We start from the raw sequence: 24,798 nt of genomic DNA on the forward strand, positions 1-24,798 counted from the left end.
GCGCCGTTGAGCCGGTTCGAGATTGAAAATCCGCAGGATGACCAGATGAGGTTCGATACGCGCCGCATGAGCGGTCGCGTTGCCGTCTCGCTGGTCGTCGCGGTCTTCGCCTATCTCGGCCTGCTGTTCGGCGGCAATCTCGCGCTTGGTCCCGCACGTGGTCCCAACGCCGTCTCGTCCTCGAGCAGGGATGGTCAACCGCAAGAGGTCAGCGCCCACGAAATCGTGCGCGGCATGCTGGCCGGCGGAGCGCAAGGCCGCCCAGAGATACGCGACCTTTGCGTCGGGCGATGCGGCGACGGTGGATCAGCCGCCCATCAAGCGCGCGGTTCTCGTTTCACTCCCGCTTTCGCAATCAACGTCCTCGGCCTTTCGCGCGCCTGACGCGAAGCCTTACGATTCGCACGGTCCGCCTCGGCTCGCGGCCTGACGACACGCGCCTAGCCCGGCGCCCTCCATTGCATTTTCGACACGCCCGCCTGCGCTCGAAGCGCAGGCTCAAGCGTTATCAAGGATAGACAACACAATGCGCACCTCACCATGGCTGGTGGCCACCTATACGGTGATCATTCTCCTCGGCATTCTGATCGCCCTGCCGAATGCCCTGCCGCAATCCACCTTGCAGAGCCTTCCCTCGTGGCTCCCGCGCCAGCAGGTTTCGCTCGGCCTCGATCTTCGCGGCGGCTCGCACCTCGTTCTCGAGGTCGATGAAGCCGACTTGACGCGCGAGCGTCTGCAATCGCTGCTGCAGGACGCGCGCCGCGTTCTGCGCGAGAAGAACATCCAGACGAAATCCGTCGTTCGCAACCAGAACCAGATCGTCGTGGCGCTGAACGACCCGTCGCAGACCAACGACGCCATCACCCAGCTCAAGACGCTCGGCAACACGATCGCGACCGGCCTTTCCGCCGGCCAGTCCGATCTCGCGGTCACGACCAGCGGCGGCAACATCATCGTCGCCTTCTCGCAAGCCGGTATCTCCAGCAACGTCGACAGCGCCGTCCAGCAGAGCCTTGAAGTCATTCGCCAGCGCGTCGACCAGGTCGGCGTGGCCGAACCGACGATCCAGCGTGTCGGCGGCAACCGCGTTCTCGTGCAGCTGCCGGGTGCGCAGGATCCGACCCGCCTTCGCCAGCTTCTCGGCTCGACCGCCAAGATGTCCTTCCATATGCTTGCGCCGAACAATGCTCCCGGCCCCGGCGTATCGATGCTGAAGGATGACGAAGGCAACACCTATCCGGTTCTCGACCGTGTCGAAATCTCCGGCGATCGCCTCTCCGACGCCCGCGTCAGCTTCGACCAGAGCCAGCAGCCCGTCGTCAGCTTCCGCTTCGACAGCGCCGGCGCGACCCGCTTCGCCGAAATCACCCGCCAGAACGTCGGCAATCCCTTCGCCATCGTTCTTGACGACAAGGTGTTGAGCGCGCCTGTCATCCGCGAACCGATCACCGGCGGCTCCGGCCAGATTTCCGGCAACTTCTCGGCCGAGACGGCCAACACGCTTGCCGCCATGCTGCGCGCCGGCGCGCTCCCGGCCAAGCTCACCGTCATCGAGGAGCGCACCGTCGGCGCCGACCTCGGCGCCGATGCGATCCAGATGGGTATCTATTCCGGTATCGTCGGCTTCATCCTCGTCGCGGCCTTCATCTTCCTGCTCTATGGAACCTGGGGCATTCTCGCCAACGTCGCTCTGCTCATCCACACGATCCTGACCTTCTCGGCCCTGACGCTCGTCGGCGCCACGCTGACGCTGCCCGGCATCGCCGGCGTCGTGCTCGGCATCGGTCTCGCGGTCGATGCGAACGTTCTGATCAATGAGCGCATCCGTGAAGAAACCCGCAAGGGCAAGGGCGCGTTCGCGGCCATCGACACCGGCTTCCGCCGCGCCTACTCGACCATCATCGACGGCAACATGACGGCGCTTATCGCCGCCGCCATCCTGTTCTGGTTCGGCTCCGGCCCGGTTCGCGGCTTCGCGGTCACCATGGCGCTCGGCCTGATCATCTCGATGTTCACGTCGGTCGCCTTCGTTCGCGTCTCGATGATCGAGATCACCCGCCGCTTCAAGCTGAAGACCATCAACATCAAGCCGCTGCTGCCGGTCTTCTACCCTTACGACAAGCACATCCAGTTCATGAAGGCGCGCTTCTTCGGCGTGACCGTCTCCGCGCTGCTGTCGCTCGCATCGGTCGTGCTGTTCATCACTCCGGGCCTCAACTATGGCGTCGACTTCCGCGGCGGCATCCAGATGTCCGTGAAGACGCAGGACGCGACCGATCTCGGCCGGTTCCGCGAAAGCCTGAACAGCCTCGGCCTCGGCGAGGTTTCGCTGCAGTCCTATGGTGACAACAACACCATGGCCGTGCGTGCCCAGCGCCAGGACGGTGGTGAAGAGGCGCAGACCGCGGCCGTCACCAAGCTCAAGGAAGAGATCGTCAAGATCGACCCTTCGGCAACGGTGCTTGGAACCGATGTCATCGGTCCGAAGGTCAGCGGCGAGCTTGCATGGGCGGGTATCCTGTCCGTCGTGATCGCCAGCCTCGCGATGCTGCTCTACATCTGGTACCGCTTCGAGTGGCCGTTCGCGGTCGGCGCCATCGTGACGCTCATTCTCGACGTGACGAAGTGCATCGGCTTCTTCGCGCTCACCGGGCTCGACTTCAACCTGACCGCCATCGCGGCGATCCTCACGCTGGTCGGCTACTCGGTGAACGACAAGGTCGTCGTCTACGACCGCATGCGTGAAAACATGCGCCTCTACAAGTCGATGCCGCTGCGCGAGCTGATCGACAAGTCGATCAACGAGACGCTGGCCCGAAGCATCTACACCAACGTCACCGCCTTCCTCGCCCTGCTGCCGATGGCAATCTGGGGCGGCAGCGCGGTGTCGAGCTTCGCGATCCCGATGGTCTTCGGCATCGTCGTCGCGGCGGCATCGTCGGTGTTCATCGCGGCGCCGATCCTGCTGTTCCTCGGCGACTGGCGTACGCGCCACCGCGCCGCGGTTTCGACCAACGACGACAAGGTCGACATCATTCCGCCGAGCTCGCGCAAGTCGGCAGGCTGAGCCAACGATCGACCTTTTCAGGTTGCTTCCGTGAAATTGATGCGGGCGCCGGTTGCAGAACCGGCGCCCGCTTTCTATTCTCCGCCCGGGCTGAAGCGCGTTGCGATCCCCCGGATTCGCGTCACGATTCAAGTCCGGTTTTGTCGCATGTCGTTGCCGCAAAGCCGCTGCACACTTTGCGCGACATGCTTTAGGGCGGGCGAGGCGATATATGTCATCATCGACGACAGAGACCGACGAAACGCGCATCAAGCGCTTCCTCGCCATTGCCTCGCACGACCTGCAATCGCCGCTGCGCCACATCGCGATGTACGCGGAGATCCTTCTCGACGAGATCGGCGACAGGGTCGATGGCGAACACCTGGAATATCTGAGGACCATTCTCGCCAAGACGCAGGCCGCGCAGGAGCTGACGAAGGGGCTGATCGGCTTCGCATCGGGTACGCCCAGGCTTACGATCAGGGATGTCGATACCAGGCTGCTCGTCGGGCAGATCTGGGCGGAACTGCGCTTCGAGGTCGATGCGCCGAAGGCGACGATCGAGATGGGGGACCTGCCCGGCGTGCGAACCGATGCGGGCATCCTGGGACTGGTGCTGAAGAACGTGATGGCGAACGGGCTCATGCACCGTGCCGATGCGGATGAGGCCTGTCGGCTGACGATCGAGGCGGAGGCCGATGCCTCGCAATGGGCGATCCATATCGCCGACAATGGGCCGGGCATCGCGCGGGAGCATCAGGAGAACATATTCACCGCCTTCTGGAGCCTGCAGCCGGAGGGTGCCGCGAGGCGGCCGGGCCTCGGGCTGGCGGCCGCGCGTGAACTTGTCACCGCGCTCGGCGGCTCGATCTCGCTGCAGACCTCGGCCGAGACGGGAAGCCGCTTTACCATCCGCCTGCCGGTACAGTGACGCGTCAGATGTTGTAATCGTCCTTCCAGACGTCTGGCATGTCGTAGCGAACATATTCGCGGATGATGTATTGCAGCGTCTCGACGTCGAGCTCGTCCTTGCCGATGCGAAAGTCGACGCCGTAGTCCTGGAACTGCTGGAAGTAGCTGTCGGACACATCCATCGATATGACGCCGATCGGGCCGGTATAGCTGGCGGCACGCAGTTTCGGCACCGTCTGGCGAAAATCCGCGTTCGGCAGCAGCCGGTTGTCGAGCAGAATCAGGTCGAACCTGTCGCTGCCGATCTTTGCCAGCGCATCGCGGACCGACTGCGCGTAATCCAGCTCGACCATCGGCTCGGTGACCGCTGACAACGTCTTCTTAAGGGCGCGGAACTCGATGAACTCGTCATCGATGAAAAGGATCCTGACGGTCTCGCCGCGCGCCATGTCTTGCGTCAATCCGGCGTTCTCGCTCACGAAACGAGCCCCATGCGCAATGCCATCGCGACCATATGCACGCGATTGACCGCACCGAGCTTCCTGACCGACGCCGCGATATGCGAATTGACGGTGTGCTCCGACAGGCCGAGGATGATGGCGATCTCCGCCGATGTCTTGCCTTCACTGGTCCAGCGAACCACTTCACTCTCCCGTTGGGTCAAACGCCCGGACATTTCGTTGACCAGTATTTCCTCGTAGAACTTGTCGAATATCCGCATCGTGTCGAGCAGGATATCGGCGACCTCGCCCTGGTCCGGCTGCTGACGCTTGCCACTGAAGGCGACGCAATAGCGCCGGCCCTCGGGCGTGAAAAGCGGGATGAGCAGAAAGCTGTTGGTGTCGAACTCGTTGAGAACCAGATCGGGCGGATAGCCCTCCAGATTGTTGGCCCTGCCGCTCACGGGGGTCGCCAGGAACTGCGCGGCCTTGGACTTGATGAAGCCGAGCGCACGGGCCATGGCGTAGACAAAGAAGCCGGTCTGGCGTTCGGCGACATTGGTGATGATGATATCGCGGGCGCCGAAGGGCTGCGACGCCTCGGAGATGCGGGCGAGCGCGAAGCTGTCGAAGGCGTAGTGATGCGCGGCCGCCTTCAGAAGCCGAAAGAAATCCGTGCGGTTGATCGCCCGCCCCAGTTCCGGGCCAGCGTGAAATGGAAGTGCCATCGCGCTACTCATTCCGCATTCTTGCCTCCAGCCTGCCTTCGCGACCAGTCTCAGCAGCATCCCCTGAATTCTGGAGACACGCGCCAGACTGGTACAGTTAACAACCGAGTGTGGGCTTTCGAGGGAACCGGCACTTGAGGTCGATCACAAAATCGGCATGCGCCCCCGTTTTAGCCCGACACCTCGGTATTCGCCCTTTTCTACGCCATACGCTGCGCGTTTCGCGCGTCAGCGAGACGGCAGAATTCAGTCACAGGTTTTCCGAGGTTGTTATGGCCAACAAAGTCAAACGGCCCTCCCCGGCATCGTCTCACACTGGTCTATGCGTATAGTGTGAAATGTAGCCAAAGTCGTGTCAATCAGACTTGCAACCATTGCGTCATAAATACCTAATAAAGTCCGCTGTCTTCGGCGGACGAAGAGCCGATATGCATGAGGACAGTGAGATCGACCGGTTTCTCGACGTATAGATCCGCGCCGCACGCCAATGCACGCTCCCGATCCGCCGTGGCGTCCGACCCCGAACACACGGCGATTCGCATGGACGAGAACCGCCGGTCGGCGCGCAAACGGGTGATCAGGCCAATACCGCTGTCGAGAGGCATGTATAGATCGACGATGAGCAGCGCGGGCAGCGCCAGACCCTCCGCCACGGAAGCATGGAGCGCGTCAAAGGCGGCGTCGCTGGTCGCAAAGCAGGAAAGGTCGATGTCGTCGCGCGCTCTGCGACAGACATATTGCGCGTAGAACAGGTCGTCGCGGCTGTCGTCCACATAATATACCGCCGGCATCGCCACCTCCTGCTCTCGCCCCGGTGCGCCGTTCGACGACAAGGCAAAGCATACGGGTCCAGCATATTGCCGCGCACGCCGATGCGGCAACTATCGCGGCGGATGTATATTGAATAATTTTCAATTCTGGAAATAGTAACCCCGCGGACGGGAGAGCAACGCGTGGTGAAACCGATCATTGGTCGAAGGACGAGTACGCCCTGGCGCCAGGAACGACACCGCTTGACCACGATCGTGCTCGGCCTGCTCATGCTCCTGCTCGGCGTGACGATCCTATTCGCCTGGGTGTGGCAGATCGAGCCGGTCCTCTTCCTGATACCCGGCGCGCCGGCGATGGCGATCAACACGGCGATCTGCTTCTGTCTCGCCGGGATTGCGCTCGTCATCTCCGTTTACAACGGCGCCAGCGCGCGGCTCGCCGCTTTCCTCCTGTTTTCGCTCGGCGCGGCGATGAGCGGCATACGGCTGATCGAACTGACCTTCGTCGGGCACCAGCCGCAGATCATGGAGCGCTTCCTGGCCGGCATCTTCGTCGATCCGGCATTTTTTGGCCGCGTCGGCGGCGGCATGGCGCTGAATACGGCCGTGATCATGTTCTTCTCCAACCTCTCGCTGGCACTGACACCACCGGACCGGAAGGGCAAGGCGAGGCTGTTCCAGGAATTGATCGGCTATGTGGTGATCGGCCTCGGCATCTCGGCGCTTGCCGGATACGCCATGCAGACCGAACATATCTATCGCTGGGGGTCGAATATCGGCATGGCGGTGCATACCGCCGTCGGCGTGACACTGCTCGGCTCGGCGATGCTGGTGCGATCCTGGTGGCTGCAGCCGGACCATTATGGCGGCATGCCCGTCTGGCTGCCCGGCGCGATCTGCTTCGTCGGGCTGATGATCGATCTCTACACCCCGCTCGGCGTCGTCAACGGCATGATCTATGTGCCGCTGATCCTCACCTCGCTGTGGTTCAGCAGCCGTACCGCGCCGTTCAACCTGGCATTCGTCTGCTCCATCCTGATCCTGCTCGGCTTTCTCGCCGTCGATCGACATGGCGGGAGCTATGGCTATGAGGCGACGAACCGCGCCATAACCGTCGCCATGCTCTGGCTGGTGGCGACCTTCGTGTTCTTCTTCCAGCGCAAGAGCGATAGCCTCGATGCCGAGCGCATCCGTTTCGATGCCGTGACGCGCAACACGCCGAACGCGATCGTCGCCATGGACCCGCAGGGCAATATCTCGCTGTTCAACCCGGCGGCGGAAGAGATGTTCGGCCAGACATCGAAGGAAGCGATCGGCCAGAGCGTGCACATGTTGCTGCCGGAGACCTATCACGCGGGGCTCGACGACTATTTCCGGCGGTCGCTGCTCTTGAGCGAGGAAGGCGGTACCGGGACAACCGGGACCATCTCCGGCATCAGGCGCAACGGAGAGACATTCCCGCTCGATGTCTCGCTGAGCGCCTTCAGGACCGGGGCGACGGTCACCTTCGTCGCCATTCTCAGGGATATCAGCCTGCGGGTGCAGCAGGAGGAACAGCTGCGGACGATGTTTCGCCAGCTCCAGGCCTATACCGACGACCTGGAGCGCAGCAATTCCGACCTCGACGAGTTCGCCTACATCGCCTCGCATGACCTCAAGGAGCCGTTGCGGGGGATGCACAATCATTCCCGCTTCCTGCTGGAGGATTACGAGACCGTACTCGATGAGGACGGCGTGCGGCGCCTCAACCGCATCGTCCGGCTCAGCCAGCGCATGGAGAAGCTGGTCAACGACCTTCTCTACTTCTCGCGGATCGGCCGGCAGCAGCTGGCGGTCAAGCGCACCGATGTTCATGCCGTGGTCAAGGACGTGGTCGCGACCATGGAGCTCTATCTGGAAGAGCGGCGGGCGAAGGTTGTCATCGAGGGCGCGCTTCCCGAGGTCGTCTGCGATTCGCTGCGGCTGACCGAGGTCTACCGCAACCTGATCACCAATGCGGTGAAGTACAACGACAAGGCCGAGCCGGTCGTGACCGTCGGTCACGTCGCCGCGTTTGTCGGCGACGATGGTCGCCTGGCCAGTGACGTCTATTTCGTGCGGGACAACGGCAAGGGCATTCCGCGCGAGTTTCACGAGGATATCTTCCGCATCTTCAAACGGCTGGAGAAGACGCAGGAGGCGGACGACGGCACCGGCGCGGGACTGACCTTCGTGCGCAAGATCATCGGCCGTCACGAGGGCGACGTCTGGCTGGAGTCAGAGGTTGGCCAGGGCACAACCTTCTATTTTACATTGGGTCACAAGCGCGAGGGGCAGCATGCAGCACCGTGAATCACAGCCGATCCTGATCGTCGAGGACAGCGAGGACGACTACGAAGCGACGATCCGCGCCTTCAAGCGCGCCAAGCTCAAGAACCCGGTGCAATGGGCGCCATCGGGTCAGCAGGCGCTGGATCTGCTGGCTACGATGGAGACGCGCCCGGGCCTCATCCTGCTCGACCTCAACATGCCGGGGCTCGATGGCCGCAAGACGCTGGAGGCGATCAAGTCCAACCCGGCCTGGCGTAAAATCCCGGTGGTCATCCTGACCACATCTGACGACGAGCGCGATATCGAGGGCTGCTACGCACTCGGCGCCAACACCTACGTCCAGAAGCCTGTCGATCTCGACGGTCTGTTCGCCGCGATCCAGAGGCTGAAGGAATACTGGTTCGAGATCGCCATATTGCCTCTGGAGGGGTGAGTATGGCCGAGGGCAGCGCGGTACTTGTTATCGACGACAATATCGACGACCGCGAGGTTTACCGGCGGATGCTGGCGCGCGTGCCGGGCGCGAGCTATGTGGTTTTCGAAGCGGAAAACGGCGACGAGGGCATAGCGCTCAACGCACAGAAGCGGCCGGATTGCGTGTTGCTCGACTACTCGCTGCCGGGCCGCGACGGCGTTGGCGTGCTCGAGGAGATATTGAAGCTCGATCCCTCCGCCAACGTGATCATGCTGACGGGCCAGGGAAGCGAGACGATCGCCGTCGAGGTGATGAAGGGTGGCGCGCGGGACTACCTCACCAAGGACACGCTTTCGCCGGAGACGCTGCACCGCTGCATCCAGAGCGCCATCATGCATGGCGATCTCGCCGCCAGGCTCGAACAAAAGCAGCAATCGCTCGAGATCTTCACCCGCGCCATGGCCCATGACCTGAAGGAACCGCTGAGGACGATCAAGTCGTTCAGCAGGCTGCTGCAGGCCTCGCCATCGCTGGCGCATGACGATCACGACCTGCTCGGCTACGTGCTCAGCGCCGCCGACCACATGGAGGAGCTGATCGTCAAGGTATCTGGCTTCTCGAAGCTCGAGGCTTCCGGCGATCTGGAGGTGAAGCCGGTATCGCTGTCGGCGATCGTCGATCAGGTGGAGCGCAATCTGCGCGAACAGATCAGCAGCCGCGGCGCGGCGATCGAGCGTGGCCCGCTGCCCGAGGTGATGGGCGACGGGACGCTTCTGGTGCAGATGCTGCAGAACATCATCTCCAACGCCATCAAATATTGCGAGACCGAGGAGCCGCGCGTGCGGATCTCGGCGCAACGCGAAGATGCGCTCTGCCGGATCGCCATCAGCGACAACGGGCCCGGCATCGCGCGCGATCATCGCGAGCTGATCTTCCAGCCTTTCAAGCGGCTCGTTGGCCGCGGCATCGAGGGCACGGGGCTCGGGCTTGCGATCTGCCGGCGGATCGCCCAGCTGCATGGCGGCGCGATCTGGTGCGAGGACGCGGAGGGGGGCGGCACGACCTTCATCGTGGAGCTGCCGCTGGCATTGCCGGAGACGGACAAGGCGCCCGCCGGCGCGGCAAGCCGACGGCAAGAAGAGCAGCGTGCGGATAGGATCGGCCGCGTGGCCGAGGTGTTGCTGGTCGAGGACAGTCCAGCCGACGTGCAGCTTCTGAAGATCAAGCTGATGAAGCGGGAAAAAGTGACGTTCAACCTGCATGTCGCCTCGAACGGCCGCGAGGCGATGCAGCTTCTCGAAGAGCGATCGGCCGGTGGTCACGATCCTTTGATCGACCTCATCCTGCTCGATATCAACATGCCGATCATGGACGGATTCGAGGTTCTGGAGGCGCTTTCGCGCGATAAAAGGTTGAGCGGGATACCGGCCTTCATCCTCAGCACATCAAGCGATGAGGATGATATGGAGCGTGCCAAGGCGCTTGGCGCGCAGGCCTACATGGTCAAGCCGCCAACGCGGCAGCAGCTGGAACTCGCGCTGCGGGATGTGCGGACTTTGGATTTGCAGCCTTGCGGAGATGCCCTAATTCTTTATGCAGAGCAAACAAGGCACCAAACACACGCAACGATATGACCGTTATCATCACCTTCATCTCCGCGCTCCTCCTGTCCCCAATGCAATCCGGGCTCTCGTCAATGACTTCAGGCATCCACCACATCACGCTTCTCACCAGAAAGGTGCAGGCGAACGTCGATTTCTATGCCGGTTTTCTCGGCATGCGACTGGTCAAGCAGACGGCCGGTTTCGAAGACGCGACGCAGCTGCACCTCTTCTACGGTGACGCCGTGGGGACGCCCGGGTCGCTCGTGACGTTTCTGGTGTGGGAGGATGGCGCGCCCGGCCGCGCCGGCTTCGGCCAGCTCAGCGAACTGGCGTTGGCGATCAACCCTTCGAGCATCGGTTACTGGCTGACGCGGGCGATGAGCTACGGCATCCGCGCCGAGGGACCGGCGGACGAATTCGGCGAGCCGGTGCTGCGCCTGAAGGACCCCGACAACATCATCGTCAAGCTCGCCGGCGCCTCGACGGTGACGTCACCGACGCCGTGGCACGGCGCGGATGTTCCCGCCGAACATGCCGTGCAGCGCGTGCGCGGGACGACCATGCTGACCGAGGAGCCGGAGAAAAGCCGCGCCTTCGTGGAAAACCATTTCGGCTACCGCTTCCAGGAGAACCGGGGCAACATCGACCGGCTGGTCTCGCAGTCCGGCGACATCGTCGATATCAGAAACGCCAAGGGCTTCTGGTCCGGCGCGCCGGGGACGGGCACGTTCGACCATGTCGCCTTCCGCGCCAGCGATGACGCGGCGCTGTCGAAGACGCATGACGCGCTGAAGAAGGAAGGCTCCTCCGAGGTCAACGTGCACGACCGCAAGTATTTCCGTTCGCTCTATGTGCGCGAACCGGGCGGCACGCTGATCGAGCTGGCGACGGACAAGCCCGGCATGACGGTGAACGAGCCGCCGGCGACGCTTGGCCAAAAGCTGTTCCTTCCCAAGGACCCGATCACCGATCTGAAGGACCTGAAAGTGGTTCTGCCGCAGTTCTCGATGCCCGGCGAACCCAGGGTCAACTATCGCGATCTGCCCTTCGTGCACCGCTTCTATACGCCGCCGAACCCCGATGGCACCGTTTTCGTCCTGCTGCACGGTTCTGGGGGCAACGAGACGACGCTGATGCCGCTCCTGAACAAGGTGGCGCCGCGCGCGACGCTGCTCGGCGTGCGCGGGCGGGCGACGGAGGAAGGCATTCCTCGCTGGTACAAGCGCATCACGCCGTTTTCTTTCGATCAGCAGGATATCAAGAACGAGGCCGAGGCTTTCGCCGCCTTTATCGAGGGGGCGGTCAAATCCTATGGGCTCGATCCGAAGAAGCTTGTCTATGTCGGCTATTCCAACGGCGCCAATCTGTTGAACTCGCTTCTCTACCTGCACCCCAACCTGGTTCACAAAGCGGTTCTGCTCCGTTCCATGCCGGTTCTGAGCGAATATCCGCGCGCTGACCTGAAGGGAACCGATCTGCTCGTTATCAGCGGCAAGACGGATGCCTATGGCAAATATGCAAGCGACCTTGAGACACGGCTGAAGGCTTCCGGCGCAACCGTCGATTCGACAGTCATCCCCACAGGGCACTTGCTTGGAGATGCCGATATTCCTGTTATCCAGAAGTGGCTGACCAATGACGAATAGCGCACCAGCGGGCGCAACCGTGTCGTTGCCTGCGCCGGGTGGGTCGGTCATTACCGGTTGATCCACCGCTTTCAGGGACACACCCGCTGGTCGCATTATTGAAATTTTACTCGGGGCCGTCGTATTCCCTCAAGTCCTGCGGCGGGCCTTTTCTTGCGTTTATCTTTCAATTTCGCCGGCTTTCTTGATCGATATTGGTCCGCCGAGAACACTTCTCATTTGCTTCCAAACCATTTCGCCGATGCGAAGAAGCATGATACGACGGACAAAATCATACGCAAGAAACCACAGCGCTCCTTCATATATTTATCTATTTTACAACACGATATAAATAGAACAATCGCGATCAATGAAAGAAAGTAAACAGAATTACGACTTACATAATATTAAACAAACACGAATTATTACAATTACCGTTCCCGTTTGTCGAAATAATATCCGGTTAATATCAACCTCCCGCGATTAATAATATACCGGCAAGAAATCACCACATTGTTTTGGTTTTTCGGCAAACTGTATTGGTTTGCTGCAACGCAAAATGTTTCTTGCCGAGGCTGTGGGAGCGCCCTACCCTTCCCTCGACATCGACTGCAGAAGGGAACCCGAATGCCTCCTCAGCCCGTGGACATCAGCCTGATCATCTCATCGAGAAATCGGGCTTATGGACTGACGAACTGCCTGGAAGCCGTTTCGAATGCCGCACGCCAGGCCGATCATCTCAGCCTGGAACTCGTCTTCGTCGACAATGGTTCCACCGACAACACCTCCGCGATCGTCAGCGAATGGGCAGGAACCGCGCCGATCAGCACCAATCTCGTGCATGAAGCGAAGCCGGGCCTTTCCGTCGCGCGCAATAGCGGGCTGGCTGCGGCCAAGGGCAGGATCATCGCCTTCACGGATGACGACTGCGAAGTGTTTCCCGATTATTTTACCGTGATTGCCGCGCTGTTTGCCGCCGACACCGACATCGTGATGCGCGGCGGACGCATCGAGCTTGGCGACGCACGCGATCTGCCCGTCACGATCAAGCCCGAGCTGGAGCCCGCCGTTCTGACAAGCGAGCTGCATGCCGGCGGGTTCATCCATGGCGCCAACATGGCGTTTCCCCGCGCCCTGACCGACAAGGTCGGCCTGTTCGACACCCGCTTTGGCGCCGGCTCTCCCTTTCGCTCGGGCGAGGATACCGATTATGTGCACCGCGCCTTCAATTCCGGCATCCGCGTCGAATATCTTCCGGATTTCGCGGTGAAGCATTTCCATGGGCGCCGGGAGCTCGGCGACGTGAAGAAGCTGCAGAGCGGATATGCCTTCGGCAACGGGGCGCTTTACGCCAAATATCTCTTCGACCGCCGCTCGAACATGCGCGGCATGCTGCGCTGGGACATCCGCCAGGCAGTGCTGGAGGCGATCGGCCGCCGCAAGCTCAGCGACGAACTGGGGCTGACCTATCGCAGCCAGCTCAGAGACAATTTCACCGGGATGGTCGCCTACTGGCGCGGCCAGAAGACGGGCCGGGCCGCTTGAGCCGTCCCAGACCCCGGAAGCATTGCGCCTGCGCATCTAATCGATTGGACACTGAATGACAGATACGGCAATTGGCCACGCCGAGCTGAAGAAAAAGACCGCGCTTTCCGTCCTCTGGTCGGTCATTCGCGTTGCGTGGAGCACGGTTGCGACATTCGTGATCTTCGTCATTCTGGCCCGCATTCTCGGCCCCGGCGATTTCGGCACCTTCGCGCTCGCGAGCCTGTTCGTCGAGATAGGCAGGGTGCTTGCCTATGCCGGGCTCGGCGACGCGGTGACGCGCCAGCTCGACCTCGACGAGGAGCTTGCGGATACCGCCTTCTGGGCAACCATTGCCTTCAGCGCCATCGTCGCGGCCGTCGTCTTCGTCTTCGCGCCTTACTATGGCGATCTGGTCCGCGACCCGAAAGTCTCCGAAATCCTCCGCTGGCTGGCGCCGCTGCTGCCGGTCTCGTCGCTTGCCGTGATCCACAATGCGCGGCTGGCCCGCGAATTCGGCCACAAGAACCTCGCGGCCCAAGCGATCGCCGCCAGCATGCTTTCCGGCATCACCGCCGTCGCCTGCGCCTTCATGGGCTGGGGCGTCTGGGCGCTGGTCGCCCAGACCGCCGTCAACGCCGTCGTCACCGTGCTGCTCGGCTGGGTCGCCTATCCCTGGATGCCGAAGTTCCGTTTCAACGTGCCTTTGTTCCGCTCGGTCTTCCTGTTCAGCATCAGCCTTGTCGTGACGCAGCTGATGTGGATGCTGCTTGCCCGCGTGCAGGATATCTTCATCTCGCGCTGGTACGGCCCGGTCGAGGTCGGCCGCTATCGTATTGCCTGGCGCCTGATCGAGCTGATCGGACAGGCCGTGCTGGCGCCGATCGGCAGTGTCGCGCTGGTGACGCTGTCGCGGCTGCAGAACGACCACATCGCCTTCCGCAACGCCTATAACAAGATCGTCGGCGCCGCCGCACTCGGCACCATCCCGCTGCTGCTCGGCTTCGGCGCGCTGTCCAACGACATGATCGCCATGCTGTTCGGCGACAAGTGGGGCAATGCCGGCGACATCGCCACGGTTCTTGTGCTGATGGCCGTGCCCTTCGTGATGAACTTCTTCGCCTCGTCGGCGCTGTCGGCGGTCAACCGGGCGGAATCGATCCTCTCGGTCGCCGCCCTGCAGCTTGCCGCGACGCTGGTGCTGACCTGGCTGCTGGTGCCCTACGGCGTGGTTGCGGTTGCGGCGGGCTATACGCTGCGCGCCTGGCTGACGCTACCCTATCAGCAGTACGTGCTGGCGCGCTTCGCCAATATCGATGCAATGAGCACGCTGAAGGCCGTGGCGCTGCCGCTGTGCGGCTCGCTGCTGATGGCCGTCTGCGTCTGGTTCGCCCACCCCGTCATCGTCGCGCATGTCGAGAACCGCTGGCTGTCGCTCGGCCTCAGCATCGGCCTTGGCGCGGTGATCTACCTCGCCTTCCTGCCGATCTTCGGCCGTTCCGTCATCCGCCCGTACATCGCGCTTGCAATGTCACTCAATCCGTTTCGCAAACACGCGCGGGCCTGAGGTCCGCGCTTACTTCGGACCTCTTGTCCCTAAAACAAGGAGCCTTCAATGGAATCCAACCTGACGATCATCAACCGCCTGCAGGGCGTGATCGAGAAGAACCTGTCTGATGTCTTCGACCCCTCGGAGCGCTACGCACTGCTGGACTTCCCGAACCACTACAATATCGGCGACAGCGCCATCTGGCTCGGCGAGCTTGCCTATTTCGACAAGAAGCGCTCGCGTCCGTCCTATGTGACCGAAATCCCGACCTTCGACGAGGACCGCATGCTTGGCGCCATCGGCGACGGCCGGATCTTCCTGCATGGCGGCGGCAATTTCGGCGACATCTGGGCGGGCTACCGGCAGTTTCGCGAAAACATGCTGGAGCGGCACAAGGGACGGCCGATCGTGCAGCTGCCGCAGACCATCCACTTCAAGGATCAGGCCAACGTCGACAGCACCGCGCGGGCGATCGAAAAGCACGGCCAGTTCACGCTCCTGGTGCGCGACAAGAAGAGCCTTGCCTTCGCGCAACGCTGGTTCCAGTGCGAGACGCGGCTTTGCCCCGACATGGCCTTCTGCATCGGGCCGGTCGCAAAGCCGGTGCCGCAGCACGAGCTGCTCTTGAACCTGCGCGAGGACCAGGAGGTCGGCACGCCGCAGGACCTGACGGCGGCGACGCAGCGTCCGGGCACCGTGAAATCGGACTGGCCGGACGAGCCCGCCGATTTCCAGAAGCAGACCAAGCACGCGGCCATTCTGAAGGGGCTGCTGTCAGGCAAGATCGGTGGACGCGCCCGCATGACGGAACTTGCCTACCGCGAGCGCGCGCAGCAGCGCTTCGACCGCGGCGTGGCGCTTCTGGGTTCGGCGCGACAGGTCATCACCGACCGCATGCACGGCCATATCATGTGCGTGCTGATCGGCGCCGACCATTGCGTGCTCGACAACAGCTACGGAAAGACCAGCAGCTTCATCGAGGCCTGGAACACCTGCAATACGGAAAAGGCGGAGCTGGCGGCCACCGTCGACGAGGCGCTGGCCATTCTCGACGCACGCCGCATGCAGAAGCAGGCAGCCGTCGCCTGATGACAATCAACCTCGCCGGGCGATCATGATCCCGGCGAGGACCACGAGGCCACCGACGGCCTGCATCGAGCCGATCGGCTCGCTGAGCAGTATCCATGCGAGGATCGCGGCCACGACCGGCTGCAGGAGCAGGGTCAGCGAGGAGAAGGCCGCAGGCAGGTAGGCCAGCGCATAGGTGATCGCCACCTGGCCGGTGGCGTGGCTGATGAAGGCGAGGCCGAAGACCATTGCCCAGCCATAAATGGTCGTGGGGAAGAGCTGGCCTTCCAGAAAGAAGCCGAACGGCAGCAGGCAGACAGCCGCGGACGCCGTGCTCCACAGCATGATACGCACCGTATCGAAGCGCGCGCGCAGCTTGCCGATGGCGAGGATGTAGAGCGCGTAGCAGATCGCGGCGATAATGGCACCGCCGTCGCCCAGCGGATCGCCCTCGCCCAGCGCCGCCGGACCACCCTTGAGAATAACGACGCCGGCGATCGCCAGCAGCAGCCCCACCACGAAAACGCGCGTGACGGCCACGCCCATGAACAGCACGCCGATAATGGTGACGAAAACAGGCGCGAGGTTGGCAAGCAGCGTCGCGTTGGCAACGGATGTGATCGTTATCGACAGATGCCAGGTGATCAGGTCGGCGGCCAGAATGACGCCGGGCAGGACGAGCAGGCCGCGATCCGACCATGTCTCGGGCTTTGGACCCGTAGGCCCACCCTTGATCAGCGAGAAGATGTAGATCGGGAAGAACGCCAGCGCCACGCGCCAGAAGCCGGTGGCCATGGGCCCCACTTCGGACAGCCGAACGAAGATCGGCGAGCCGCCGATCGCGGCACCGCCGAGGATCAGAGCAGCGAGCGCGAACCGGCTCGAGGGAGCGGACCGAGGGAGAGCGGAGGAGACTTGCGACATGGCGTACCGTGTTTACGGCGTCGCGTGCGATCGAGCGGCGCCATCATGTATCGCAAGTAGCAGAAGCGTCGAGCCGAGAATAGCCCGGGAACGACAGGCGCGGTCGATATCGGCATTGGCGTGCCCAGACCGCGCAAATGCCGGTTTCGGTGTCGGATCAGCCGGAAATAACGGTCGAGAATTCCGGATTGCCGCGGATCGTGTTGCTCACCGTGCAGATCTCGTCCTCGGCGGCGTGGGCGATCTTCTGGCGGGTCTCCTCGTCGATGTCGCCCTTGATGGAGAAGACGATGTTGAAGGTCTTCACCCGCGACAGACCCTCGGTCGCCTTCTCGCCGGTTACGTCGGCCTTGAGCTCGGTGATGCGATCGAGAACGCCGAGCTGGCTCGCCGCCATGCGGGCACTCAAGACCAGGCACGCCGACAGCGACGAATAAAGGAGATCCAGCGGGTTGAAGCCCGGCTGCGATGGGCTGGTGACGATATCGATCTCGCCGCCCGTGGCGGAGGTGACATGCGGGAAGCCGGTGCGGCCGAGAACGGCGCTGGCGCCAACGGGACGAGTGCGAACCTTTAGGTCGGCCATGAGTTATTCCTTTGAGATGATTCCTATCAGTAGATAGGAGCTTCGATTGGCTGGTGCAATGCGCTCTTGTCGCCGCTGCAATCGCAATCCGCAAGGGGCGGCACGCTGCAACCAAGGAAGGAAATCAGCATGCATGACCGATTCGGGACACCCTGCGACGATGATCGTCAAGCTGAGTTTGCCATCCCCATTTCTAGGGGATAGCCCCGCATCAGCCTCGCAATGCAATATGATGTCGCACTAAAACAGAAATGACTATCGGAGTGATCCATGCGAGAACTTGAGACAGTTGCTGTTGCACCAAACGTCGTCTTCGAAACCGCGCCGTTCGGTTACGTCCGCAAGGTCTATGTCGATGACGAGGCCTGCTGGGGCCTGTTCGATCAGGACGGCGATGTGATCTTCGTCGGCGATGCGCCGATCGACTGCCATTCCTACGCCGCCAAGGAGCATATTCGCGTTCAGGTCGTCCATTGAGCGACCTCCACGGCGCCCGCCCCCAAGAACGCGCGCCGAAAAGGTTAAACGGAAGACTTCAGCGATAGGACGGCGTCGATGGTGTCATGGCCACCTGTTCGCTGGAGAAAATCACGAAGGCGAACAGCAGGACGCCGACGAACGTAACGATCGAGGCAACCGCGACGACGGGCTCCATAGCGGTGTTGCCGAGCAACATCAGGTAGAGGCTCGGAACCATCAACGTTACGCCTGCTGTATAGATGCCGTACTGGATCGTCGCGATGCGGCGTTCGGCCTTGCGCGGGTTGAGCGCGTAATACACGCCGAAGAGCGCCATCGTGACCCATCCCAGAAGATTGCAGTGCGCATGAGCGCCGATCACGCTGTAGTCCTGCGAGATCGCCATTTTCAGCCCCATTCCAATACCGACGATCAGGAACAGAATGGCCGTCTTGAAATATAGATGCGAGATGCGTGGCATGTTGATCTCCCCTCTTTTTGGCGAGAGTAGTATTACCACCTGATGGAGGCGTTGAGAACGACGCCCTTATCATTAGGTTACAGTGTGCGCGACGAGACAACTTCAACCATCTCCATGGGAAAACGGACGCGACGCGAATTTCCGCCCAGATTGCCCGCTATCGTTATGAATACTTCGTTAAAGCCTGTGGTCTAGCATGGCTCGTGCGAATGATTTGCGGAGAGCTGTGATGCGGGAGATCTACAGGCCATTTGTCACCAGTGACGATCCCGATCGGGAGGTGCGCTGCCAGGACGCGATGCAGTTCGCGTTCGAGGACCTGGCCCAGGCCTGTGTCGCGTCCGGATGGAGCGAACGCGAAAGCATGGAAGCGATCATCAGCCTCGCGGAAGAGCGCCTGCGGGTGATCGGCGCCAACGACGACGCCAAGCAGCTTCTCGATGTTCTGAAAAAGATGATCCAGGCGCCGGCGGCCTGAGCGCTTTCGCCGAACGCCTGCGTTCAGGCGGATTTCGCCAGCGGCACGTCGACGCTGTCGGCCAGGATCTGAGCCTGAACGACCGACAGGTTATGCGACGCCATCAAGAGCAGGCAGAGCGACACGGCACGCGGCACATCCTGCTCTCCCGTCGCCCAGTGGCGGCTGGTGATCTGATCGACACCAAAGAGATTTTCCACTCCAGCAGTGGTCAATCCCAGGACCGCCAGAGCGGCTCTGTATTCCAACGCTTTCATGTTTGCTGTTCCCGGCGCGCTTTGCGCGCACTTATCTTTCGGAGTGGCCCACTTTAGTTTCGGTTTGTTTTAAAGGGCCTCCACAAGCGACATTTGCCAGCCTGAATGCGACGGTCACGACAGTGTCACGGCATCAATGAACCGAAGGCTCGTCCGCATCGTCAAGGAATGTACGGATGCCGTCGCGCTCGACGGTGGCCAGAAATTCATCGAAAGCGTCGCGGTCGGTCTCGAATCCCTCTTCCCATTCGATCAGGTCGTCGTCCTGTGTGACGACTTCCATTTTCCAGTCGCCATTGGTCCCCGCCGGGCGGAAGATATCGACCAGAACGGTCACGCCATCGTCGGTGAACTCGCCGGCGAGTTCGGAATGTTCGAGCTTCGGTTCTTTCGTCTTGGCCATGCGACTCTCTGCTGTCCTGCGGGATAAGACCGCTGTATCAGCCCGATCCTTTGCCGCCAAATCAAAAGATGGATCGCACGTGAGAGGCGGACTACCGGCGATGGCTGACAGACCAGTGACACGTTCTCAAATTCATATGTGGTGTTTCTTGATGGTTTTACATGCTGTCAACGAGGTTGCGATCACCATATTCGGCACGAATTGGCTAAAATCCATCTGTCTCGATAGGCAGTTTATTAACCAGCATAGCTATACTTCAACATCCATAACGTGCGCAGATCGCAAGAAATCCTTCAATATAAATCTGAAGTTTCAATTTTCGAGTTACTCATGACTTCGATCGTCACCAATACATCCGCCAGTATCGCGCTGCAGACGCTTCGTTCGGTCAACTCAAGCCTGAGCGAGACCCAGAGGCAGGTGTCGAGCGGACTGCGCGTCGGCAAGGCCGCCGACAATGCCGCCTATTGGTCGGTCGCCACGACAATGCGCTCGGACAACAAGGCGGTTTCGGCGGTGCAGGACGCGCTGGGACTGAGCGGCGCCATTCTCGACACGACCTACGAGGCGATTGCCTCCTCGATCGACGTCATGTCGGAGATGAAGGCGAAGTTGGTCACGGCTTATGAAGACGGCGTCGACAAGACGAAAGTCAACGAGGAACTGACGCAGTTGAAGGGGCAGCTGACGGCGACGCTGGCGGCGGCGTCGTTCAACGGCCAGAACTGGCTTTCCTGGAACAGCAGCGTCGATTCCGCCGACAAACAGATCGTCACCTCCTTCATCCGAAACAATGACGGCACGGTCGAGCTCGGCACGGTGAGCTACGCGATCAACACGCCGCCGCCCCGCACCGACACCGACGTGCAGTATTTCGTCGACAACGGCGGCTCCGGCGAATACGGCATCCTGTCGAGCGAGGCCTTCGCCGTGCAGGCAGGCTCGGCCAAGAACTACGTGGTCCTGAAGGGCGCCACGGCGCCCGCGACGGCGACCGACCTGGCGATCAACAATTCGACGACATCGGCGGAACTCGACGACATGCTATCGACGCTCGAAGGCATGACAAAGCAGATGACGAAGGTGGCGTCCGACATCGGCTCCTTGAGCCGCACCGTTGACCAGCAGAACGACTTCGCCTCGAAGCTCAGCGATTCGATCGACAGCGGCATCGGCCGTCTCGTGGACGCCGACATGGAGGAGCAATCCTCCAGGCTCTCGGCGCTACAGACACAGCAGCAGCTGGCCGTTCAATCGCTTTCGATCGCGAACTCCGCGCCGCGCAACATTCTCAGCCTGTTCCAGGGCTAAAAACGATCTCGTAGCTCAACTGCAATGCAACGGCACCCGGCCGAACACGAGTGCCGTGCGACGCGAAATACGCGGGCTTTTCATCGTCTCGATCAACGGTTCAATCTGAGGGAAAGAGTGGTGCCCAGACGCGGATTTGAACCACGGACACGCGGATTTTCAATCCGCTGCTCTACCAACTGAGCTATCTGGGCATTCCTGCTTCGGCCACACTCTCACTTGCAAGAGCGGAAGGGGTTTGGTTTTCCCCGGAAGCGAGCGGGGTTATAACATCTTGTTCGGCCATGGCAAGCGCCAAATGAGAGTTTTTTGACAGGCCTGTGAATTTTCCGAATTATCGAACAAAATGAACGGCTTCCCGAGCGGAAAACGCGATCAGTTCTCGTCGGGATACTCGGCCTTCGTTTCGTCCTCGGCAACGGGAATGGCGTAGGAGCCGTTCAGCCAGCGGGAGAGATCGACTTCGCGGCAGCGGTTCGAGCAGAACGGATAATGCTCGCGCTGCGACGGCGTGTTGCACTCGGGACATGGGTGCGCCTTGCGCAGCGGTTCGATCTTGGCGCTCTGTCTGGTGTCATCGGGCATGGTCATTCCTTCGGGTTTTCGGCCCGCCGGCTTCAAGCCTCGGGCCACCGGCTATGGACGTCGAAGCCCTCGCCGGTCAGAAGCAAAATGGTCTCGTACAGCGGCAGGCCGACGACGTTGGTGTAGGAGCCGACCATCTTCTGCACGAAGGTGCCGGCCAGCCCCTGGATGCCGTAGGCGCCCGCCTTGCCGCGCCACTGGCCGGAGGCCAGATAGTTCTCGACCTCGAAACCCGACAAACGCTTGAAGCGCACCTTGGTTTCCACGATCTTCTGGCGGATCTTGCGATCAGGGGTCACCAGGCAGACGCCGGTGTAGACCCAATGGCTGCGGCCGGAGAGCAGGTAGAGCGAGGCCGAGGCCTCGTCGGCGAACTCGGCCTTGCCGAGAATACGGCGACCGACGGCCACGACGGTATCGGCGGCGAGGATATAGCTGCCCTTCCAGGTCATGTCGCCCTTGATGGCGGCCAGCGCTGCCTCGGCCTTTTCCGTGGACAGGCGGCGGGCCAGCGAGCGCGGGTGCTCCGACTTCTTCGGCGTCTCGTCGATATCCATCGGCATCAGGCGCGACGGCTCGATGCCTGCCTGGTTGAGCAGGTCAACGCGGCGGGGCGAACCCGAAGCCAGAATGAGCTTGTATTTGAGCGCCATGGAACCTCGACCACCGGGCAGACGGAAGCGAAAGCCCTGGGGGCTTTCAGCTCAAGCTTACTTGAAGCGGTAGGTGATACGGCCCTTGGTGAGGTCGTATGGAGTCATTTCCACAAGAACCTTGTCGCCGGCGAGAACGCGGATACGGTTCTTGCGCATGCGGCCAGCCGTGTGGGCGATGATCTCGTGCTCGTTTTCGAGCTTCACGCGGAACGTCGCATTCGGCAAAAGTTCGGTGACGATACCCGGGAACTCGAGGACTTCTTCTTTAGGCATATAGGTGTTTTCTTCCTGTCGGTTGAGATGGCGGCATTGGCCAAGATTGGGGCCGCCTCAAAATTTGGGCGGAAACTACACAATCAACAGAGGTTTGTGAACCAAATTGATCGCGTTTCCTTTATTTGTTTCATGCGGACTGCGCGGCGATACCACTTCGGTCTAATAGACGGTTCTCGATAAGCTCGGCGAGATGATTTCGCACCTCGCGATAGCTCTCCAGAATCTGCTCCCGCGTGCCCTGCACGACGGTCGGGTCCATGGTCGGCCAGTAGACCACCTCGACGGCGCTCGCTCGCGTCAGTTCCAGCGCTGCGTGATGGGCTGGCGGAGAAAGCGTGATGATCACATCGAAATAATCGTCTTCGAGATCGTCGAGCGTGTGCGGCAGATGGCGCCCGAGCGAAAGTCCGATTTCATCGAGCACCACATCGACAAAGGGATCGCGCTCGCCCGCACGGACGCCCGCCGAGCATATATAGGTATTGGCGGGCAGCATGCTACGAGCGATCGCCTCCGCCATGGGCGAGCGGATGGCATTCAGGCCGCACATGAACAAAATCGCGCCCGGCTTGACCCTCGCGCCTGCTGGTTCGAGCTCGTCCATCCCGGTCATCCGCGCCAGTAGAGAACGCAGACCAGCGTGAACAGGCGGCGCGCGGTATCGAAATCCACCTCGATCTTGCCGTCCAATCGGTTCCGCAGGGTTTGTGAACCTTCGTTATGGATGCCGCGCCGACCCATGTCGATCGCCTCGATGCGGCTTGGCGAGGCGGAACGGATCGCCTCGTAATAGCTCTCGCAGATCATGAAGTAATCCTTCACGATGCGGCGGAACGGGGTGAGCGACAGGATATGGGTGGCGACAGCCTCGCCGCCTTCCGTCGTGATCGCAAAGACCAGCTTGGCATCGACGAGCGAAATGTTCAGCCGGTACGGGCCACCGGCATGGCCGATGGGCGTAAAACTGTTTTCCTCGATGAGATCGAAGATGGCGACGGCGCGCTCGTGCTCGACATCGGGCGTCGATCGGCCGATGGTGTCGTCCAGGACGACGTCGCAAAGCCGGAAGTCGCCCGCAGCCATCGCTTACCGTTCCAGGTTGAGGCGGATCGCGACCGACCGCGCGTGGGCGTCGAGACCTTCGGATACCGCGAGCGCGATAGCGGCCGGGCCGAGGGTGCGCAGCTGTTCGGGGCCGAGACGCAGGATCGAGGTGCGCTTGACGAAATCAAGCACCGAGAGGCCGGACGAAAACCGCGCGGAGCGGGCCGTCGGCAGCACATGGTTGGAGCCGCCGACATAATCGCCGATCACTTCGGGCGTATGCGCGCCGATGAAGATGGCGCCGGCATTGCGGACCTTGTCGACCAGCGCATCGGGATCGGCGACGGCGAGTTCCAGATGCTCGGCGGCGATGCGGTTTGCGAGCGGGATGGCGTCGCTGATCTGCTTGACCAGGATGACGGCGCCGAAATCACGCCAGCTGGCGGCGGCCGTGTCGGCGCGGTTCAGCGTCTTCAGCTGGCGCTCGACTGCTGCCTCGACTGCCTTGCCGAAGGCCGCGTCGTCGGTAATCAGGATCGACTGGGCGCTGACATCATGCTCCGCCTGGGCGAGCAGGTCGGCCGCGATCCAATCCGGATTGTTGTCCTTGTCGGCGATGACGAGGACTTCCGACGGGCCGGCGATCATGTCGATGCCGACAGTGCCGAAGACGTGGCGCTTGGCGGCGGCGACATAGGCGTTACCGGGGCCGGTGATCTTGTCGACCGGCGCGATGCTCTCGGTGCCGTAGGCGAGCGCCGCGACCGCCTGGGCACCGCCGATGCGGTAGATCTCGGTGACGCCGGCAAGCTTGGCGGCGGCGAGCACGGCGGGGTTGACCTGGCCGCCCGTTGCCGGAACGACGATGACGACACGATCGACGCCGGCGACCTTGGCCGGAATGGCGTTCATCAGCACAGAGCTCGGATAGCTTGCCGTGCCGCCGGGAACATAAAGGCCGACCGCCTCGATCGCCGTCCAGCGCGAGCCGAGCGTCACGCCCATGGCGTCTTCGTAGATATCGTCCTTGGGGAGCTGGCGGGCGTGGTGGGATTCGATGCGGACGGCGGCGACCTTGAGCGCGCCCAGCACCTCGGCGGGCACGGCCTCGACGGCCGCGTCGATTTCCGCTTCGGTGACGCGCATCGGCGTCTCGGCGAAATCGATGCCCTCGAACTTGCGCGAGTATTCGGCGAGCGCCGCATCGCCGCGGGCGCGCACATCATCGATAATGGCGCGAACGGTGGTGTTCACGTCCTCGGACATTTCGCGCTTGGTCGTCAGAAACGCCGCGAAACGCTGTCCGAAATCGTCCGATGCCTGATCCAACCAGATTGCCACGCGTCA

27 protein-coding genes and 1 tRNA gene are annotated in these 24,798 nt (G+C 61.8%); 13 read left to right on the forward strand and 15 right to left on the reverse strand.

Annotated elements, in window-relative coordinates; genetic code table 11:
* Nucleotides 1-45 precede the first annotated feature (45 nt).
* From P3R82_RS22710 to P3R82_RS22720, 3 genes are all read left to right on the forward strand, one after another.
* The gene (locus tag P3R82_RS22710) at nucleotides 46-384 is read left to right on the forward strand and encodes a hypothetical protein (protein ID WP_283195430.1); all 339 of its coding nucleotides are present in this window, start codon (nucleotides 46-48) and stop codon (nucleotides 382-384) included.
* A 142-nt stretch (nucleotides 385-526) separates the two neighbouring features.
* Complete coding sequence (secD, locus tag P3R82_RS22715; RefSeq protein ID WP_183901555.1) at nucleotides 527-3,067, forward strand: protein translocase subunit SecD; 2,541 nt, start codon at nucleotides 527-529, stop codon at nucleotides 3,065-3,067.
* A gap of 211 nt (nucleotides 3,068-3,278) precedes the next feature.
* Nucleotides 3,279-3,977 (forward strand): ATP-binding protein, encoded by a 699-nt coding sequence (locus P3R82_RS22720; protein WP_283195431.1) that lies wholly within the window; start codon nucleotides 3,279-3,281, stop codon nucleotides 3,975-3,977.
* A gap of 4 nt (nucleotides 3,978-3,981) precedes the next feature.
* On the opposite strand, the gene P3R82_RS22725 is transcribed toward P3R82_RS22720, so the two are convergent.
* The 3 genes from P3R82_RS22725 to P3R82_RS22735 all read right to left on the reverse strand — a co-directional run bounded on the left by P3R82_RS22725 (nucleotide 3,982) and on the right by P3R82_RS22735 (nucleotide 5,917).
* On the reverse strand, nucleotides 3,982-4,407 hold the full coding sequence (locus P3R82_RS22725) for a response regulator (RefSeq protein ID WP_283196407.1): 426 nt from the start codon (nucleotides 4,405-4,407) through the stop codon (nucleotides 3,982-3,984).
* A gap of 26 nt (nucleotides 4,408-4,433) precedes the next feature.
* Nucleotides 4,434-5,138 carry a helix-turn-helix transcriptional regulator gene (locus tag P3R82_RS22730; RefSeq protein ID WP_183901553.1) on the reverse strand — a complete coding sequence of 235 codons (705 nt, stop codon included), beginning with the start codon at nucleotides 5,136-5,138 and terminating at the stop codon, nucleotides 4,434-4,436.
* A 377-nt stretch (nucleotides 5,139-5,515) separates the two neighbouring features.
* Nucleotides 5,516-5,917, reverse strand: a complete 402-nt coding sequence (locus P3R82_RS22735; RefSeq protein ID WP_283196408.1) for a response regulator — start codon at nucleotides 5,915-5,917, stop codon at nucleotides 5,516-5,518.
* A 222-nt stretch (nucleotides 5,918-6,139) separates the two neighbouring features.
* On the opposite strand from P3R82_RS22735, the gene P3R82_RS22740 reads away from it, so the two are divergent.
* The 7 genes from P3R82_RS22740 (at nucleotide 6,140) to P3R82_RS22770 (ending at nucleotide 16,012) form a co-directional block, all read left to right on the forward strand.
* Entirely contained in the window at nucleotides 6,140-8,227 is a 2,088-nt protein-coding gene (locus P3R82_RS22740; protein ID WP_283195432.1) for a PAS domain S-box protein, read from the forward strand.
* Entirely contained in the window at nucleotides 8,214-8,639 is a 426-nt protein-coding gene (locus P3R82_RS22745) for a response regulator (protein WP_018898394.1), read from the forward strand. The genes P3R82_RS22740 and P3R82_RS22745 overlap by 14 nt, the downstream gene beginning before the upstream one ends.
* Nucleotides 8,640-8,641: 2 nt before the next feature.
* Nucleotides 8,642-10,255 carry a response regulator gene (locus P3R82_RS22750; RefSeq protein WP_283195433.1) on the forward strand — a complete coding sequence of 538 codons (1,614 nt, stop codon included), beginning with the start codon at nucleotides 8,642-8,644 and terminating at the stop codon, nucleotides 10,253-10,255.
* 62 nt (nucleotides 10,256-10,317) lie between these two features.
* Entirely contained in the window at nucleotides 10,318-11,871 is a 1,554-nt protein-coding gene (locus P3R82_RS22755; protein ID WP_283195434.1) for a VOC family protein, read from the forward strand.
* A gap of 606 nt (nucleotides 11,872-12,477) precedes the next feature.
* Nucleotides 12,478-13,395 carry a glycosyltransferase gene (locus P3R82_RS22760; protein WP_283195435.1) on the forward strand — a complete coding sequence of 306 codons (918 nt, stop codon included), beginning with the start codon at nucleotides 12,478-12,480 and terminating at the stop codon, nucleotides 13,393-13,395.
* A 55-nt stretch (nucleotides 13,396-13,450) separates the two neighbouring features.
* Nucleotides 13,451-14,941 (forward strand): lipopolysaccharide biosynthesis protein, encoded by a 1,491-nt coding sequence (locus P3R82_RS22765; protein WP_183901548.1) that lies wholly within the window; start codon nucleotides 13,451-13,453, stop codon nucleotides 14,939-14,941.
* Nucleotides 14,942-14,989: 48 nt separating this feature from the next.
* Complete coding sequence (locus P3R82_RS22770; RefSeq protein ID WP_283195436.1) at nucleotides 14,990-16,012, forward strand: polysaccharide pyruvyl transferase family protein; 1,023 nt, start codon at nucleotides 14,990-14,992, stop codon at nucleotides 16,010-16,012.
* Between the two features lie 6 nt (nucleotides 16,013-16,018).
* Here the strand turns inward: P3R82_RS22770 and P3R82_RS22775 are convergent, their stop codons facing one another.
* Both P3R82_RS22775 and P3R82_RS22780 read right to left on the reverse strand, forming a co-directional pair.
* On the reverse strand, nucleotides 16,019-16,915 hold the full coding sequence (locus P3R82_RS22775) for a DMT family transporter (RefSeq protein WP_183901546.1): 897 nt from the start codon (nucleotides 16,913-16,915) through the stop codon (nucleotides 16,019-16,021).
* A 157-nt stretch (nucleotides 16,916-17,072) separates the two neighbouring features.
* The gene (locus P3R82_RS22780; protein ID WP_018898387.1) at nucleotides 17,073-17,501 is read right to left on the reverse strand and encodes an OsmC family protein; all 429 of its coding nucleotides are present in this window, start codon (nucleotides 17,499-17,501) and stop codon (nucleotides 17,073-17,075) included.
* A gap of 270 nt (nucleotides 17,502-17,771) precedes the next feature.
* Between P3R82_RS22780 and P3R82_RS22785 the strand changes: the two genes are divergently transcribed.
* On the forward strand, nucleotides 17,772-17,978 hold the full coding sequence (locus P3R82_RS22785; RefSeq protein WP_183901545.1) for a hypothetical protein: 207 nt from the start codon (nucleotides 17,772-17,774) through the stop codon (nucleotides 17,976-17,978).
* A gap of 58 nt (nucleotides 17,979-18,036) precedes the next feature.
* Here the strand turns inward: P3R82_RS22785 and P3R82_RS22790 are convergent, their stop codons facing one another.
* Complete coding sequence (locus tag P3R82_RS22790; RefSeq protein WP_183901544.1) at nucleotides 18,037-18,441, reverse strand: hypothetical protein; 405 nt, start codon at nucleotides 18,439-18,441, stop codon at nucleotides 18,037-18,039.
* Between the two features lie 229 nt (nucleotides 18,442-18,670).
* On the opposite strand from P3R82_RS22790, the gene P3R82_RS22795 reads away from it, so the two are divergent.
* Nucleotides 18,671-18,919, forward strand: coding sequence for a hypothetical protein (locus P3R82_RS22795; protein WP_183901543.1), 249 nt, complete (start codon nucleotides 18,671-18,673; stop codon nucleotides 18,917-18,919).
* Nucleotides 18,920-18,942: 23 nt separating this feature from the next.
* On the opposite strand, the gene P3R82_RS22800 is transcribed toward P3R82_RS22795, so the two are convergent.
* Complete coding sequence (locus P3R82_RS22800; protein ID WP_183901542.1) at nucleotides 18,943-19,176, reverse strand: hypothetical protein; 234 nt, start codon at nucleotides 19,174-19,176, stop codon at nucleotides 18,943-18,945.
* Between the two features lie 133 nt (nucleotides 19,177-19,309).
* Nucleotides 19,310-19,579, reverse strand: a complete 270-nt coding sequence (locus P3R82_RS22805) for a hypothetical protein (RefSeq protein ID WP_047507331.1) — start codon at nucleotides 19,577-19,579, stop codon at nucleotides 19,310-19,312.
* Nucleotides 19,580-19,909: 330 nt separating this feature from the next.
* On the opposite strand from P3R82_RS22805, the gene P3R82_RS22810 reads away from it, so the two are divergent.
* Nucleotides 19,910-20,890, forward strand: coding sequence for a flagellin (locus tag P3R82_RS22810; RefSeq protein WP_283195437.1), 981 nt, complete (start codon nucleotides 19,910-19,912; stop codon nucleotides 20,888-20,890).
* Nucleotides 20,891-21,008: 118 nt separating this feature from the next.
* Here P3R82_RS22810 and P3R82_RS22815 read toward each other — a convergent pair.
* The 7 genes from P3R82_RS22815 to hisD form a co-directional block, all read right to left on the reverse strand.
* A tRNA-Phe gene (locus P3R82_RS22815) sits at nucleotides 21,009-21,084 on the reverse strand.
* A 181-nt stretch (nucleotides 21,085-21,265) separates the two neighbouring features.
* A complete protein-coding gene (gene yacG, locus P3R82_RS22820; RefSeq protein ID WP_283195438.1) occupies nucleotides 21,266-21,475 on the reverse strand; it encodes a DNA gyrase inhibitor YacG in 210 nt (69 codons plus the stop codon).
* 32 nt (nucleotides 21,476-21,507) lie between these two features.
* Nucleotides 21,508-22,128: a Maf-like protein gene (locus tag P3R82_RS22825; protein ID WP_018898379.1), complete on the reverse strand. Its 621-nt coding sequence runs from the start codon at nucleotides 22,126-22,128 to the stop codon at nucleotides 21,508-21,510.
* Nucleotides 22,129-22,185: 57 nt separating this feature from the next.
* On the reverse strand, nucleotides 22,186-22,404 hold the full coding sequence (gene infA, locus P3R82_RS22830; RefSeq protein ID WP_003545338.1) for a translation initiation factor IF-1: 219 nt from the start codon (nucleotides 22,402-22,404) through the stop codon (nucleotides 22,186-22,188).
* A 130-nt stretch (nucleotides 22,405-22,534) separates the two neighbouring features.
* Complete coding sequence (locus tag P3R82_RS22835) at nucleotides 22,535-23,011, reverse strand: low molecular weight phosphatase family protein (protein ID WP_283195439.1); 477 nt, start codon at nucleotides 23,009-23,011, stop codon at nucleotides 22,535-22,537.
* A 5-nt stretch (nucleotides 23,012-23,016) separates the two neighbouring features.
* Complete coding sequence (locus P3R82_RS22840) at nucleotides 23,017-23,490, reverse strand: UPF0262 family protein (protein ID WP_283195440.1); 474 nt, start codon at nucleotides 23,488-23,490, stop codon at nucleotides 23,017-23,019.
* 3 nt (nucleotides 23,491-23,493) lie between these two features.
* Nucleotides 23,494-24,792: a histidinol dehydrogenase gene (gene hisD / locus P3R82_RS22845; protein ID WP_283195441.1), complete on the reverse strand. Its 1,299-nt coding sequence runs from the start codon at nucleotides 24,790-24,792 to the stop codon at nucleotides 23,494-23,496.
* Between the last annotated feature and the right edge of the window lie 6 nt (nucleotides 24,793-24,798).

Origin of the sequence: Rhizobium sp. AN80A (genome assembly GCF_030053015.1) — a bacterium.
In the GTDB taxonomy this organism is placed as follows: domain Bacteria; phylum Pseudomonadota; class Alphaproteobacteria; order Rhizobiales; family Rhizobiaceae; genus Rhizobium; species Rhizobium metallidurans.